6 protein-coding genes are annotated in these 16,105 nt (G+C 48.3%); all 6 read left to right on the top strand.

What is annotated here, in order from left to right:
• Window positions 1–6: 6 nt before the first annotated feature.
• The gene (locus ACTHMC_RS13180; protein WP_440413635.1) at window positions 7–300 is read left to right on the top strand and encodes a PAAR domain-containing protein; all 294 of its coding nucleotides are present in this window, start codon (window positions 7–9) and stop codon (window positions 298–300) included.
• A 16-nt stretch (window positions 301–316) separates the two neighbouring features.
• Complete coding sequence (locus ACTHMC_RS13175) at window positions 317–742, top strand: GPW/gp25 family protein (protein WP_440413634.1); 426 nt, start codon at window positions 317–319, stop codon at window positions 740–742.
• A gap of 37 nt (window positions 743–779) precedes the next feature.
• On the top strand, window positions 780–5,525 hold the full coding sequence (locus ACTHMC_RS13170; RefSeq protein WP_440413633.1) for a hypothetical protein: 4,746 nt from the start codon (window positions 780–782) through the stop codon (window positions 5,523–5,525).
• A gap of 1 nt (window position 5,526) precedes the next feature.
• Window positions 5,527–12,321: a hypothetical protein gene (locus tag ACTHMC_RS13165; protein WP_440413631.1), complete on the top strand. Its 6,795-nt coding sequence runs from the start codon at window positions 5,527–5,529 to the stop codon at window positions 12,319–12,321.
• Between the two features lie 12 nt (window positions 12,322–12,333).
• Window positions 12,334–13,773 (top strand): contractile injection system tape measure protein, encoded by a 1,440-nt coding sequence (locus ACTHMC_RS13160; protein ID WP_440413629.1) that lies wholly within the window; start codon window positions 12,334–12,336, stop codon window positions 13,771–13,773.
• Window positions 13,774–13,793: 20 nt separating this feature from the next.
• The coding region (locus tag ACTHMC_RS13155; RefSeq protein WP_440413627.1) for a hypothetical protein at window positions 13,794–16,105 on the top strand (2,312 nt) is incomplete at its 3' end.

Below are 16,105 nucleotides of genomic sequence, written 5' to 3'. Positions count from 1 at the left end.
TCCATTATGCCAGCAGCAGCAAGGATCTCGGATAACCATACCTGTCCGATGGTGAACCCCGGAGGATCCCCTCATGTGGGTGGCCCGGTTTCAGGTCCTTGTGTAAGTACGGTGCTGATCGGAGGCATGCCTGCCGCGGTGATGGGTGATATGCTGGTTTGCGCCGGACCTCCGGATACCATCGTTACCGGTTCCGGTACTGTGCTCATCGGCGGAAGACCAGCAGCCCGCGTGGGCGATATGACGGCCCATGGCGGAGTGATAGTGGTAGGATCCCCCACCGTGCAGATCGGTGGATAACGTAAAACTAACCAAGATGAACAACTCATTCAATTCATTCCTCGGAACTGGCTGGAGCTTTCCGCCGAAGTTCGAAAAGGAGACCGGCACCGTTGCCATGGTCACCAATGAAGCGGATATCCGGGAAAGCCTGAATATACTGCTGAGCACCAGTCTCGGCGAACGCGTGATGCAACCCAAATACGGCTGTGATCTCAACGATTACATTTTTGAAGGGCTCAGCAGTTCCGTGATCGGGTATATCAAAGACCGCGTAAAGAACAGCATCCTGCTTTATGAGCCCAGGATCATTGCCGAAAAGATAGATGTTACTTCCGATGGCTCCTTTGACCTGATTGAAGGAAGGTTCATCATTGAAGTGGAATATACCATACCCGGCACCAACAGCCGCTTCAACTACGTGTACAATTATTACCAGAACGAAGCGCTGAAACCCATCTAGCAAAGCCACTGCCCTGCAGTAAGATTAAAATGAACGTATGAGCGATTGTCAAAACCTGGTACATCCATTTCAGACCGAACCCGGAGTGATCCGGTCGCAACGGGTTATCGATGACCTGCTTTCCGGCAGCGCCAGCATCGATGGCCGTACCATGGCAGACCTGCTCACCTTCTTTGTGGAATTGAGCAAGCATGTGAACTATTACGATGAAAAACTGCAGGTGAGCGACTGGCAGCCTTTCTTTCAGAAGAGCATGCCCTTTGCCATTGCAGGCATCATCAATTTCAACAGGAGCAAAACCCGCAACAAGTTTGAGAACTACCAATCTCTTTTTAACAGGAAACCAACGCGGCAGCGCCTTCAGCTGATCCGCATGTTCGTATACGATAATACTATTCAGCGTATTAACCAATGGCATCAGCAGGTGAAAGATAGTAGTCTTCCTATTGAGCAGACACTCGTGACGTTGATGCGCGATAAACTATTGCAACACCTCAAAGATTTTATCGGCTACAACAATACCATTACAGCCAGGTATGGATTGAAGAAGATCGACTTCACGCCGTTGCTGGCAAACCCCATCTGGAACCTGCAGATGGATGATCTCTATGTGTACAAGCAGCCTACACTGCCACCGGGCCCTGTTACCAACCGGAAAAAACTCACAGCCTTCCGCGATGCCATCATTCCCGCTTTCACACTCTTCCTGGATCTGGCCGATGTTGCGGCGCTCTCCGCCACACAAAGTATGAATGCCAGCATCGAGCCACTGAAAGAGGAGCTCAGACAAAATCACCCGCCGCATCTCGGCCTGCTCTTTGCATTCCTGAAACTGTTCACACACCTGCAGCAGGACCTGAATGGCTTTACAAGAAAACATCTTGATTACTTCTACAGGGATGTTTTGAAATTAAAACCCCGGAAAGCCACAGCAGACAAAGCACATATCGTTTTCGAAATTCAAAAGCAGCTGGATAAATACCTGCTGAAAAAAGGATTGCTGCTGAAAGACGGAAAAGATGTGAATAAGCAGGAAATATTGTTTGCGCTGGATGATGAGATTGTAGTTAACAAAGCACAGGTAGCCGATGTGCGCACATTGCACCTCAACCATAAGATTTTCAATCAGCATTATTATGCTGAAGGGATCTACATGGCACCGAAAGCCAATTCTGCAGATGGCATTGCCATCGACTTCAAGGACAGTGATCCTAAGAACTGGTTCACCCTCGGCAATAAATTCAGCAAATACACAGACCCGGATACAAAATATATTCGTCCATATCCGCATGCGCGAATCGGCTTCATGCTCTCCTCCCCTGTGCTCTTATTGCAGGAAGGGAAACGGAGCATCGATATCAAACTCGCTTGCTCGCTTGATGCAGATTATTGTAAATCTTTGGTGGATCAGTCAGGTAAGATCAGCAACCGCTGCTGCGATGATCCTGTATCGGGCGGCCCGACTGTGGCTGCCGTTAATGAAGGCAATGAATGCAGAAGCACCAACCTGGAGCCGGTGTCAGCCTGCTCCCTGTACAGTGATATCAGGGACCTGCTCTCGCAAAAATTCTACTATATCACAGAATCACTGATCCAGGAGGCAATCAAAAAGGGAATTGGTAAGGATACAATAAACAAACTCAGGATACAACTGAATAAAACAGAAGAAACCAGGCTCTGCTATTGTCCTGTGCAGGAAAAAGAATACGAGAAGCTGGTGCCGAAAGCTGATTTCGAGTTGGTATTTGATAAAGAAGAGCTGAAGGCGCTTCTCCCCTGGTTTGTACCACAAGGTGTTTTCACCATCCGTTTCACAGGAGAGAAGGAATGGATCGAAGCCAGCAGCATCGAGCAGATCAGCATGGAGCCTGATACGGTGGACTGTTCCGATCCGGCATCATCCAATAATTTTATGCTCCGGATCAAAGCCACCCTGGAAGCTGAAAAACCTGCCATTACCTTCTTCAATAAAGAGGATCTTAAGGAAGATTATGGCATCACGCTGCCAACCGTACGCATCGAACTTAATGAAAGGATTAAACTGGAGCTTAAAGATTCAGAACTGATTCAGAAATGGGGCGGCACTCCTTCCACGGCCAATTGCTGTCTCGATAAAAAGAATACAGGCAACCTGCATTTTTTATCGCTCTATTATTTCTTCCGTAACGTGAAGCTCAAGGAAGCCGGAACCAACAAAACACTGATTGAAGTAAAGGTTTGTGGTGTGAAGAATGTAGTGGTACAAAACGACGAAAACCTGTTGGATGTAAATGCTCCGCTGGTGGCGCTGGGCGTAAGACCGAAACTGGGATCCAGCTTCTTTATCGGCAGCAAGGAAATATTCGGAAAGAACTGGCAGGAGTTCTGGGTGAACGTTGAATGGAAAGACAGGCCTGTAAAAACTTTCAACGAGCACTATAAACATTATGACTATGAAGGATTTGAAGATGGCTCCAATGCCATCACGGAAAACAGTTTCAAACTGAATGGCTCCATGCTGGAACAGCGAGCGTGGAAGGGCGATATCCAGAAGTCCATGTTTGTACATGCTGATAGCCGGACTACCAATTGCGACTATGTACCGCCCACCTTCACACAAAATGTATTTCAATATGCGCGGGCAGATTTCGGACTGACAACGCCTTACATACCCAGGCCATTGTCGCCGGAACCATTAGCGCCCTTCAACATAAAATCATCCGATTATTTTTTCAGGATGAGCCTGGGAGGTGTAAGCTTTCAGCATGACCGCTACGCATTTGTACTGGCCCGGCATATGATGGCGCTCGCCAAACTGGTAGACCCGATCTCCATCGCAGGCGCCATCGTGCATGTGAATGATGCCAGTGATCTGGCGAACGCACTGCATTCCCGGATCCTAGACATGCAGCCCAGGGTGAATTCGCTCAAAACCATCATCAGCCGGATGATCGACCGGCTGACTACCGATTCACCGGGACCCAATCCCAACCTGGCTTTGGATGGCATCCGTGTGCTGGTGGATGCGCTGGATACAAAACTGGCGCAGGCCCTCGCTGAACTGGGTGTTCCTGATGTTGCCGCAGCCACAGGTCATGTGAATGCAGCTATCAACCTGGCAAATGCCATCAGCGCCCGTACCGGTAACCTGGGCATCAATGGGTCGCTGGTGAAAGATTCTTCCGATGCCCAGGCCCTGATACTGCAGGTAGAAGAACTGGGCTTCAGGGATGATGATAATGATTTAGACACGGCAGATATCGCCAACGGCGGCATCCATGAACTGATCCATGTGATCCAGGATCATTTTGTGAAGATCAAGGAACTGTTGAGTGTGGATGTTGATCTGAAAAGTGGATTACCGAAAGAACCATACACTCCAACCATCAAAGGGCTCTGGCTGGATTATACGGCCAAAGCTGAAGCGAATGATATTGCGCTCACACATCTCTATCCCTTTGATGGTACTTATAAACCGGAAACTATTTTAAAAGAGCCAACCCTCTTCCCCAGCTTCTGCGATGAGGGCTCTCTGTACATCGGCCTGAACAACCTGGTGCCTGGCAGTAATCTCACCATGTTATTCCAGCTGGCCGAAGCCACGGCGGATTCTGAATCCGAAAGAGAAAATGTAAAGTGGTATGCGTTGAGCAATAACCAGTGGAGGCTGCTTCGGAAAGGCTTCGAAGTACTGGATGATGGCACGGACGGCCTCACCACCTCCGGAGTGATAAAGTTTGCCATACCCGAAACGATCAATACAGGAAATACCATTCTGCCCGGAAACCTGCACTGGATCAAGGCTGCGATCCCGATGAAGAGTGCCTCGGTGAGCGAAGTGACCGGCATTCATACGCAAGCGGTGAGTGTAACCTTCACCAATGAAACTGCTAACGACAAGCAGCGGCTGTCGGAATCTCTGAAATCAGGATCCATCGCCAAACTGAAAGATGCGGATGCCTCTGTAAAGAAAGTATCGCAACCTTATGATGCATTTGGTGGGCAGGTTCCTGAAGAACAGGGTCAGTTCTATGTTCGTGTCAGCGAACTGCTACGTCATAAAGACAGGGCCATTCAGAAATGGGATTACGAACGCCTGGCGCTGGAAGCCTTTCCTCAGCTGCATTGCGTAAAATGTATCAATCATACTTATGGTCTGGATGCTAATCTGTATTCAAGGGATTTCACCATCGCTCCCGGTTATGTGTTGATGGGCGTGATCCCCGATATCAATAAACTGCAGGCCGGAGGCAGCTTTGAGCCCCGCGTGCCAGTAAGCCTGCTGGAACAGATCACTGATTTCATAAAGAAGAGGACATCGCCTTTTGTACGGCTGAAAGTGATGAACCCAAGATATGAGCGGGTGAATATCTGCATGAAAGTGAAGTTCTACCTGGGCAAGGATGAGAATTATTACAAAGAGAAATTACAGCAGGACCTTCGTGCATTTATTGCACCCTGGAGCCAGGGCAACCGGGAGAGCCTGCGCTTTGCGCAATGCCTGCATCGCTCCGATTTTATCCGCTTCCTGGAAACCCGCGATTATGTGGATTATATCACAGACCTGAAGATGATCCATGAAGAAGACGGTTCGGGCCTGCCCGTGGAAGAACTGCAGGAGGTTTGTCCAAAAACTCCCCGGTCCATCCTCATTGCCGGAAGAATGGATATCTGCATCCAGCAGGATGATTGCGAAAAATGGGATCCCTGCGACAATGCGCCGGACGGCGACCAGCGCAGGTGCTGTGAACAGCCGCCCTACCCCGTAAATGATTATTGCAAACCGGTAGACCCAATTCATTAATATGGCCGATCTTATTAACGATAACAAGACCATCAGCAGGAACAACGCAGGATTTCCAGACTACCTGGATTTCGATGCGCTGCGTAGCGAGGCCATTCAACACCTCGGAAACCTTTCAGGAAAGATCTGGACTGACCACAATGTGCATGACCCAGGTATCACCATCCTGGAAGCGCTCATCTATGCATTGCTCGATCTCGGCTATCGCAGCAACCTTCCTGCAACAGATATCTTTGCACGTAACCCTTCAGAAACAGGTCCCGATAATAATTTCCTCACCCCCGGGCAGATCCTCGGCAACAACCCGCTTAGCATTACCGATTTCAGAAAGCTGCTGGCCGATCTTCCCTTTGTCCGCAATGCCTGGCTGGAACCTGCCGATGACGTGGACCGTAGCGACTTCTGCTATGATAAACGCGATCAGGAAAATGATCCCTGCTGCGAGATGTTCATCAATGGCCTCTACCATGTGTATGTTGAACTGGAGCGCTTCATCAACGATGAAGCCCAGCGTCAGCAGGCGCTCCAGCAGATCAAAGATGCCTTGATGCAACATCGAAATCTCTGCGAGGATTTTATCGATATCAAAATACTGTGCAGAAAGAAATTGGGCATCTGTGCCGAACTGGAACTGGAAAACGGAACCGATGTGGAGAAACTGTATTTCGAAATGATCAATGCGCTTCAGCAATTCCTCAGTCCTGCTCCTAAATTTTATACCCTGCAACAGCTCTTGGATAAGGACAGAACGATCAGTGAGATCTATGCAGGCAGGCCAATTGATGTAAGGGACAGTCATGGTTTCCTGGACACGGAAGAATTTGAAAACATACAACTGAAGAAATCCATTCATCTTTCAGACGTCTATGGAGTGTTATTGCAGATAAAAGGGGTACGCAAAGTGAAGAGCCTCGACCTCAGAACCTGCGACGGAGTAAAACTCAATTATAAAAACGGCAGCTACCTGCTGCCTGAATTTCATATTCCTGAACTGGACCTGAACTGCTCCGGATTCCGGTTCTACCGGGGTGGCGTGCAGCTCAGTTTCGATTCCTCCCAGATCAATAAACTGCTGGAACTGGGCACCAATGCAAAACTGGTGTACAAAGCAGGTTCTGCTAACCTGGATGCTGCATTGCCCGAAGGCATGTATCGTGAAGACCTGGATGAGTACTATTCCATACAGAATGAATTCCCCCGTGTTTACGGCATCGGTGAGGGCGACCTGGCTGATAATGTGCCTGATGGTCGCAAGGCAAAAGCCCTTCAGCTGAAAGGCTTCCTCCTGTTCTTTGACCAGATGCTGGCGAATTATTTATCGCAGCTCAAAAATATCCGGTCGCTATTTGCGCTTTCAGTGCCCACTGATGCCGAACAGCAGCATACCTACTTTGTGAACAAGCTCAGTTCTGTTCCGGATCTGAAGAAACTGCTTCGCTTCCCCATTGAAAATGAACCCGTGGACGGACTGGGCGATGCTGGCAGTATCCTGGCATTTCCGTTCAGCAAATCACAATGGGTGCAATGGGAGGAGAACGATGAACTGAAAAAGAAAAATATCGAAAAGCTGGAACCCTTCGCGTACCCGGGTATCGATGATCGTAAGACAGGTGTGCAAACCTGGATCAATGATGTTTACAGGGACAGCATCGAAACAACAATAATAGTGAAGGACAATGACTGTGTGTTCTTCTACCTCAGCAGCCCTTCCAACGATTTTGTATTTATCAGCAAACGTTACTATAAGAACGAGCAGGAGGCCAGGAATGCAGCTGCTACCATCCTGTATCTGGCCGGAATAGAAAGCAACTACCGTTCTTACTTTATTCCTGATCACCAGACCTACACTTTCAACCTTGAGTTGAACCTGGCAAACTACGGTACTTATTTACAGGATATCGCAGAAACAGCAGAACAGTATGCAGGTCGCAGAAGAGTATTTCTTCGGCACTTACTGGCCAGGTTTTCAGAGCAGTTCACCGATTATGCGCTGTTGAGTTATGGATTCCTGAATGCTGAAGCGCTTGAAAAAAAGAATGCGGCTTTTGGAGAAAGACTGCTCAGCAATTATGGAGATATCAGCAGCAACCGCGGCCGTGCTTATGATTATGTAGCCGATGGCTGGAACAATAACAATATCTCCGGGTTTGAAAAAAGGTTCAAACACCTAAGCGGTATTGAAGACCTCAGCAAACACAGCCTCTGCAATTTTGAAGTAACTGAACTGGATGCGAAATATATCTATGGACTGCAGCTGGGCCGGAGAGAATTCTATGCAGGGCAGACTGAATACCATACAAGGGAACTGGCAGCGAAAGCGGCACAGGAGTTTTTCAATAGCCTGGGAGATGCTCAGAACTATAGCACCGACTATTTGGAGCATGATAAAGTATATGCTGTTCAGGTGAAGACTCCATCGGGAGAGCTCATGCTGCTCAAAGACAAATTTGAAACAAAGGAAGAAGCGGTCAAAGCAGCGGCGCAGTTGCCGGAGATCTTCGGCGAGAAAGCAACTGAAAAGGATGTATTCATTGCAAGTTATCAGTATCATCCCAAACTTCGCAATAACAATAAAGAAACGGTGAGGGCATTTGCCAGTGTCAGTGAAAATGAAGAGGAGATCAGGATTGCAGCCGGCAAAGCCATCCGTAAGATAAGTGATCCGGCCAGCTGGCATGAAGGAGAGATCAGCGGGCTGAAAATCGGCAAGCTCCTGCATAATGCAAAAGATGCATCCATCTTTCTTGACCTGGGAGATTTTAAGATTGATGTCAATAATACCATCGAGGGTAAGCCTGAACTTTTTTCTTATGAACTGCTCGACAGAAAGCATCAGTTCAAGTTCCGGGCAATAAATGAATTCGAGAACGATAAGGCAGCACTGGAAGACAGTAGTCTTTTAATGCAGTTGTTGCTTGACAACAGGAACCTGGACGTAGTACAGGACCCGGACACCCTGAAATGGCAGGTGCAGGTGAATGACGTGAAAGTGCCTGTGGCGGTTACTTCCAGGCAGTATGCAACGAAACCTGACGCTGAAAAAGCAAAAGAAACCATTCAGCAAATAGTAGATGGCTACCGTTACCACCTGACGATCGATAAGGAACCTTATACGTATAAGTTCATTTACCAGCTGGGTTATGGCAACCAAGGGAATTTCCGATTCAATAGTGTACAACGCTATTTCAGCGAAGCAGATGCCCTCAAAGCCACACAGGATTTCATTGATTCAGTGAATGAACTACAGGTTCAGTTTTCAGGGAAGAGTGTAATGCTGAGTGCTGCTAAAAACAGAGAGCAGTCAACAGTACTGGTTGATAAGGTTGTTGCTGATGAAGCTGCCTTCAAAAAAATACATCCCCTGATCGATCAGGAGCTGGTGATTCAAAAGGAGATCCATCAGTTACGCATGGCAAATGATCCGAAGTCATTCATGCGCTATACGGAAAAGGATTCATTGAGCAGGCTGGGCCAGTTTGTATACAGGCTGGTGGATAAAGACGGGAAAAAGGCTGTATATATTCCACCATTCAAAAAAGGAGATGACCTGCGCGACTGGCAGAAACAGGTTGTAATAAAGAGTACGGCGGGTTATCAGTTTTTACAGATTTGTTTGCGCGGAGATAATGTTGTGCAGCGTACAGACAATAAAACCAAAGAAACAGGCTGGTTTTATCAGCTGAAAGCCAGCGGCCTTTACTACACCAATGGTGATCTGACCGGACAGGAAATAATTCTCTTCGAAAGCATCAATGGGTATGAAAGTGCTGATGAGGCAGCAAAAGCCTTCGATGCAAATTATCTTGCTGTACTGCAACAAGCCTCCGATAAAGCACAGTATGGAAAGGGTATGTCGATCAGTCTCGACCCATCTTTACAACATATGGGTGGCAGGGCATTGCAGCACGAGCCAATAGTATTTGTGCCAAAGGCTACTCTGGAAGAGCTGGGAGCAGATGAAAATGCCAGCATTGATGTACTGGTTGACCTGGCTTTAAGCTATCCTATCCGCAGGATCCTGTATGATCCTGCACCAGGTTCAGCATGGAATAAGGCCTTCGCCTGCAATCCGCAACCGGAATTGCCGCCGGCAACTACAAGTTGCGAAGCCAATGCGGAACACTGGTTCTATTATTTCGCGCTCACAGCAAAGGATGCGGCTGGAGTACGTAAGGAAGAGTGGAGAAGCACACAGTATTATTCAGACCTCGCTTTAGCCAGTAAAGACCTTGAGTTTGTGTTGCTGCTGCTGAAGTATGATGGCAATTACACAACAGATTGTTCCTGCGATGGAACAACCCATATCTACCTGCGTGAGGTGCTGGCCCAGAGCATCGATCGATTCCCGGACCGCAAAACAGCCTGGGGGCCGGAAGGGGTGGAAAAATTCATCTGCGTTTCTCAGAAAAAGGGAAGTTTCCACAATTTTCAGGAACAACGCCGCTGCTGTTACTCTTTCTATGTAGCCTGCGAGAACAGTCGTGTAAAATTTGGCTGCAGCTATGATACTGCCCGTCAGCGCGATGAAGCCATAGCTAAACTTTATGGAAAATACAGCAAGCTGGATGAGCAACAACCATTCAGTATAGAATATGTGAACGAGCGGTATGCTTTGAAAGATGAGAATGGCAAAGTGATTGCCAGATTAAGCATCGAACCGGCTGGGCAGGAGCAGCAGCCGGGTACGCATGAAGAGGCTCAGAATATTTTAAAATTTTGCCGCTGGAGCGACCTGATAGTTGCCATCGATAACGATCATAATTACTATGAGGTCAAGGAAGGTTCAGCATACTTCCTGGCCGATGAGATGGGACGGACGCTGGCAGGTCCGGTAGACCAGGCCATGACGCTGACACAATGGAAAGCTGCATTACGCAAGGTTTCGGCATGGTACAGGTCTATGATCAATGTGGAGGTGGATGTCAACGGACAACCGATACGTTACTGCATTCAGCTGGATAAACCAGCAGACCAACCGAAAGCAACCTACCAGGTTCCGGCCGCTCTTCAAAAAATGCAGTATGAATGCAGCGATGAAGATGATACCTGCAACCTGCTGCAGTTTGGCTGTTGCTTTATTGTAGAGAAGAACGAAAAGGGCTTGGAGAAGGTTCCCGGCAAAGCGGCTAAAGATGCCATGGAATACCTGCTTCAAATCCTGGGCATGTTGAAAAACCACCTGTTCTATCAGCGTGTTTTCGATTGTGTCTGCGAAGGATACAGGATTCAACTGCATGGCCGGCATATGCTGATGCCGCAACCAGTCTGCCTGGAAGGTAACCGGCCATATACCGGTATTCCGGATGAGAACAGGATCATTGCGTATAATCCTAACTGTTATCCACATCCTGAACAGGCCTGCGACAGCGTGGTCCGGGCAAAAAATCTGATCAACAGTGAAGGCCTGCATCTGGTGGAGCATATCCTGCTTCGCCCACGTTGCCTGCCCGGCAACCAGCAACAGGATTGCGGCTGCGAACTGAAACCCAATACCACCGGCTGGAATGATTGTGAGTTCCCTTACTGGAAACGAAACAATGACGAAGACCCCTGCGATACTAAACTCCCGGTTTGTTTTGTACCGGGAAGTGATCCATATTCCTTCATCGCCACAGTGATCATGCCTGCCTGGCCTGAACGGTTCCGGAAAAAAGAGAACCGGGCCATGCTGGAAATGATGCTGCATCGCGAAGCCCCTGCACATGTACTGCTCAGGGTGCTCTGGCTTGCACCTCATGATTTCTGTTGTATTGAACAGGCATACAAATCATGGAACCACTGGCTGGCAAAGGATGATTTCTGTTATGATGACAATGCAGCTTGTAAGCTCATTGATCTGCTTTTCAATAAACCGGTTGCCTGTCTGGATGATTGTAATGTCTGTGAGCCTTGCGTTTCCGGAACCAATCCGGCAAATGGTTGTGAACAGGAAGATGGAAAAGTGACTACCCGTCCGAAACAACACCGGCCATTGGGAACAGCCATAAATAAACTGTTCGATTGGAAAACGGATTGCAAGCCAGGTTATTCTTTTGAAGACTGCGATAAAAAAGAAGATTGGCCACAACCTGCGCCAGGCGGAGTGATCAACACGGAGGTGATAGAAGACGTATCTCATGTAGAGGAAGCAAAAGCAGCAACTTCAAAGGGAGTAAAGAAGTCTGCCGATCATATCCGTCCGGAAAGCAAAAAGGCAAAGGCTTTGAAAGAAGAGGAAGAAGCAAAGCTGAAGGCTGCAGCAAAATTAACGGCAACAGGGAAAGTTGCTGAAGCTGAGAAGCCAGCAAAGCCATCGCCTAAATTTGAAAAGACCCGTGCAGATGAAAAGGCTTCGGCTGAAAAAACAACTTCCAAATCAGAGGAGATTGCAAGGGCCAGGAAAATAAATGCCCGTCACAATGAATACAAGAAAGTGCTCTCTGGTCTGGCCGGTAGCACCAACAATAATCCGGTGGTAAGGAAAGCGCTTCGCTTCCTGGATAAGACCAATCCTACTGCCGCTGAGTACAATGCGTTGCTGGCAGAAGTGTTCACCAAAACCCCATCAAAATCCGGGAAGAAAAAAGCGGAAGCCAAATGGGCGGATGACGCAGCCGCGCAGGTTACCCTGCATTTCCTGGATACACTGGCATTTGAACAGAAAGACCTGTCGGGATTTGCGGAAGCCAAACCATCCATAGCCCTCATGAAAAAAGCTGAAATGGAGCTGGGCAAGCTTTTCAAAAATTGGGAATCCGGTGTGCGGGAGTTGGAACCTGCCATGAAAACAACCATCGTAAAAAAGCTAATGCAGTAATAGATGGGCCACGTGATCAGGAAACAGGTATTGGATGTAAGCATCCATCGCTCGCTGGACGCGTTCCAGGCGCAGCATGCCCTTTCTGACTGGTACTGGAAACAGCTGCTTCCTTTGATGGAAAAGGCTTTTGATGAACTGGTACCTGAGGGGGAAACTGTTCGCATCGATTCTTTACAGATTGATCTTGGCCACCTGAGCCCGAAGCTTTTTAAGGACCAGCATTGGTTGACGGGTTTTCAGCAGGCACTGACACAGCAATTGCGCAAAGCCATCAATGAGCAGTTGTCGGTCAAAACTAACGCACAAAAATACAGTCCGGTATTGCAGGCCGCCAGGCAATGGCTGTATTATATGGAAAATGGAGTGCTACCCTGGAATATCAATACTATTCCGGAAGGTTGGCTGGATACGGTATTGCAGGCACTGGCAACAGATATCACCAGCATCGATCAATTAAGGAGCCTAATCAAAAATCAGCAACCTGTGTTGTTACGGATCATCCGGCAGCATGATCATGAGTTCATTACTGCCCTGATCAAAGTGCTCACAGCGAAGCATCAGGAAAACTTATCTTCCTTGATAAAAGAGTTGGAAATATTGCATTCCGGCATAAGTAATAAGCCGGAATCAATTTCCATCACTGTGTTCAGGGAAAGATGCATTGCACTTATTCTTACGGAAGCCACCAATGCACAACACAGGTTTGATCTGGAGAAAGTATTGCAACAGATCATTGCAGTGCTGAATCCCGGACAGTTTATTACAAAAAACTCAACACCAATAGGTGAAAAACTTACAATACTGAAACCAGTCTGGAACAATTATATCGAAGAGAAAACAAAAAAAGCCTCATCAGACCCCGTCACAAAAAAAGAAGAGGAGGACAACCTGTTTACTATATCAAACGAACCGGCATTGCAAAACACAGGCGAATCAATCATCGACAACGAAGGGCTTTATGTGGATATGGCTGGCCTGGTATTACTGCATCCTTTCCTGGCGATGCTGTTCAGTCAATTAGACTGGACCACTCAAAATCAGTTCAAAAACAAAGACTGCCAGCAGCGCGCCATAGGCATGCTTCATTACCTGGTCACCGGAAAAACCATTGCCCCGGAATATGAACTGGGTATGGCAAAGCTCATCTGTGGCTACCCTTTACAAGAGCCGGTACCGGCTGAATTCGATTTTACAAAAGAAGAACTGGAAGAGGCCGACCACCTCCTGACAGTAGTGATCAGCCGCTGGGAAGTGCTCAAACGCACTTCCATCGAGGGATTGCGCGAGGCCTTCCTGCAAAGGAAAGGCAAGCTCACGCAGGAGGAATCCGGCATATTGCTGCAGGTGGAGCAAGGCTCCATCGATATGCTGCTGGACCAACTGCCCTGGACAATCAGTATGATCAAACTACCCTGGATGCAAAACCTGCTCCGGGTTGACTGGCGATAAAAAAATGAGAACAAATCAACATGAGGTTCTCTTCATTCTATACTTCGGCAAACACGGCCAATACGCTCTCTCCCTTTGCGAAAGAAGGAAGTGATCATTTCTTTGACCAACCGGAGTATGATTCCAATCAGCAGGTTGCGGAAGAAGAAAGGCCTTTTGCAGAGCAAAGCCTTTTGCCTGGTTCAGAAGAAGAACAGGGATCGCCGGCTTCAGCATTACAACATCAGCAATACGACACCAGTAATTATACAGCTCCAGCCTTTACAGAAACAGGGCCAGTTTCTGAGGAAGAGCAACCTGCTGCTGAAGAAACCGGGGTTAATGAACAAGCTCCGGCTATTGAAAAAGCTCCGGTCACTGAACAAGAAACAAAAAATACTTTTGCTGAAACATTTAGCTCAGGTCCAGCCGGAGAAAATTTAAATGCAGCCATTGCTCCTGATGCAAATGGACCAATGCCATTTGCAGAAAATTTCAATATACCGGATGGCGGACTACCTTCTGCAGAAAGTAACGTAGCTGCTGGTAATACAGCATCGCTTACGAAAGATCAGGTTCCGGCCGGGATGAATAGTAAAGGGGTGGAAGAACTGGCGCAGGGTGAAGGGGAGCTGTCAGGTCTTTTGCCTGCGGGTGCACCACAGGAAGCACTAAGTGGTGAATCTTCTGCCATGCAGGAAGATGCTAATTCGGAGAACGCACCAGGAGAAACCGCCGAGGCCAGCGCGCAGGAGCCTTCAACAACAACAGCAGCAACTCAATCTACAATAGGGCAACCTGCTGATGAACCAGAAAGTTCCGATCAACCCGTGGCAGCAGGTACTTCCAGCGCGCCCACAGATGCTCCCGCAGCAACCACTGACAGTGATGCCATGAACCGGATCAACTCCGGAAGGGACGTGGATTTCAAGCCACGCATCCAGGCGCAGGCAGGAATGATCAATGCAGACAGTGATCTTACGGAACTGAGCATCATGCAGCAGGCCAGTGAACGAAGAGCCCGCGTAACCGGGTTGTTTACAAACTCCCGCCAGACAATCACAGACGCCATAGAAGGGAATGCACTTGCCGTGCAGTCTACCATACTCAGCCAGCAGGCCAATATCCTCACAATGGCCGCAAATGCGATTACCAGCGTGCAGGCGCTCATCAGCATGGCAACAGCCAGTGCACAGGCGCTGGTACTGAACTATCAGCAGGCCATCAACGCCATCATTACTAATGCTACGCAAACGGTGCAGGATGGAGTCAACGGTGTGGCCACAGAAATTTCAGGTCTTATTAATTCTATCAATCTGCCCGATCTGCCAGGCGTTGAGCTGGCGCGTTCCTTCATTACAGGAATGATCACCACCGGAGCAGGGCTGGTGAACAATGCTTTGGCAGGTGTAATTGGCTTGATCCGCTCTGTGTTCAATATGGGCGTTGCCATGATGACCGCATTCATCGGCATATTTGGTCAGATGCTGAGCCAGGCTTTCAGCTTTGTAAGCAATGCCCTGATGAATATGTTGCAGCTGGTACTGTCTATGTTGAACAGTATCATGAACCTGGTGGTGAACACGCTGCTCAACCTTCTGCACGGAACATTACTTCCCATCACAGGTAGAATAGAAAGCGCCGTGTTGAAACATATCGATGAATCTGAACAGGAACACCTGAAGCAGGTCCGCAATAACCGGGATCAGCATCTGGAAATACTGGCCAATGTACTGGATCCTGAAGCCGCAGGTTCCGGTGGAAGCGGTGGCGGAGCAGGAGCAACAGGTAGTGGCGCATCGCCTGATCCGGGCTGGACCATCGAAAAAGTAGGACTGTCAGCTATCGATAATAACAAGAAACTTCTTGAGAATTTCCTGAAAGTGCTGGATAGCATTTTCGGGAATATCCTAGTTGATATCACTACAGCTGTAATGCGGATTGTTGCTGAAGTAAGCGGCCGCGTGAATCAGTTTATCAATTCACTCATCAACGTAATGATGAGGCTGGTGGAACTGATCTTTGCGCTGGTGAATGCCGTAGTGGAATTTGTTGCGATGCTCTTGTCAGAACTGATCCGTGTATTGAGCGGCCTGCTTGATTTTATAGTGAATGCCATCAGTAGCCCGGTTACCACTACAATAAACGCGGCACGAAATATTTTGAACAGGGTCAGGAGCGCCATCGCCAGTATCATCAATAATTTCCTCAACCAGATTGGATTGGGATCAGGTCCTTCTCTCAGTCCTCCTGTGCTGAGCCCATCGCCAGGCGGCGTTTCGCCTGCATTTGCCGGAGGGCCGATATTGATCATCGGAGGAAAGATCATCATTATCATCGGCACCGGCTTCAT

The organism is Pseudobacter sp. (assembly GCF_051955275.1).
Classification (GTDB): Bacteria; Bacteroidota; Bacteroidia; order Chitinophagales; family Chitinophagaceae; genus Pseudobacter.
The sequence above is the reverse complement of the archived record's forward strand: the minus strand, read 5'-3'. Positions and strand labels throughout refer to the sequence as shown.

Bases quoted from the DNA above. Each gene is read 5' to 3' on its own strand.
- ACTHMC_RS13175 (WP_440413634.1), top strand. From the start codon at position 317: ATGAACAACTCATTCAATTCATTCCTCGGAACTGGCTGGAGCTTTCCG.
- ACTHMC_RS13180 (WP_440413635.1), top strand. From the start codon at position 7: ATGCCAGCAGCAGCAAGGATCTCGGATAACCATACCTGTCCGATGGTG.
- ACTHMC_RS13165 (WP_440413631.1), top strand. From the start codon at position 5,527: ATGGCCGATCTTATTAACGATAACAAGACCATCAGCAGGAACAACGCA.
- ACTHMC_RS13170 (WP_440413633.1), top strand. From the start codon at position 780: ATGAGCGATTGTCAAAACCTGGTACATCCATTTCAGACCGAACCCGGA.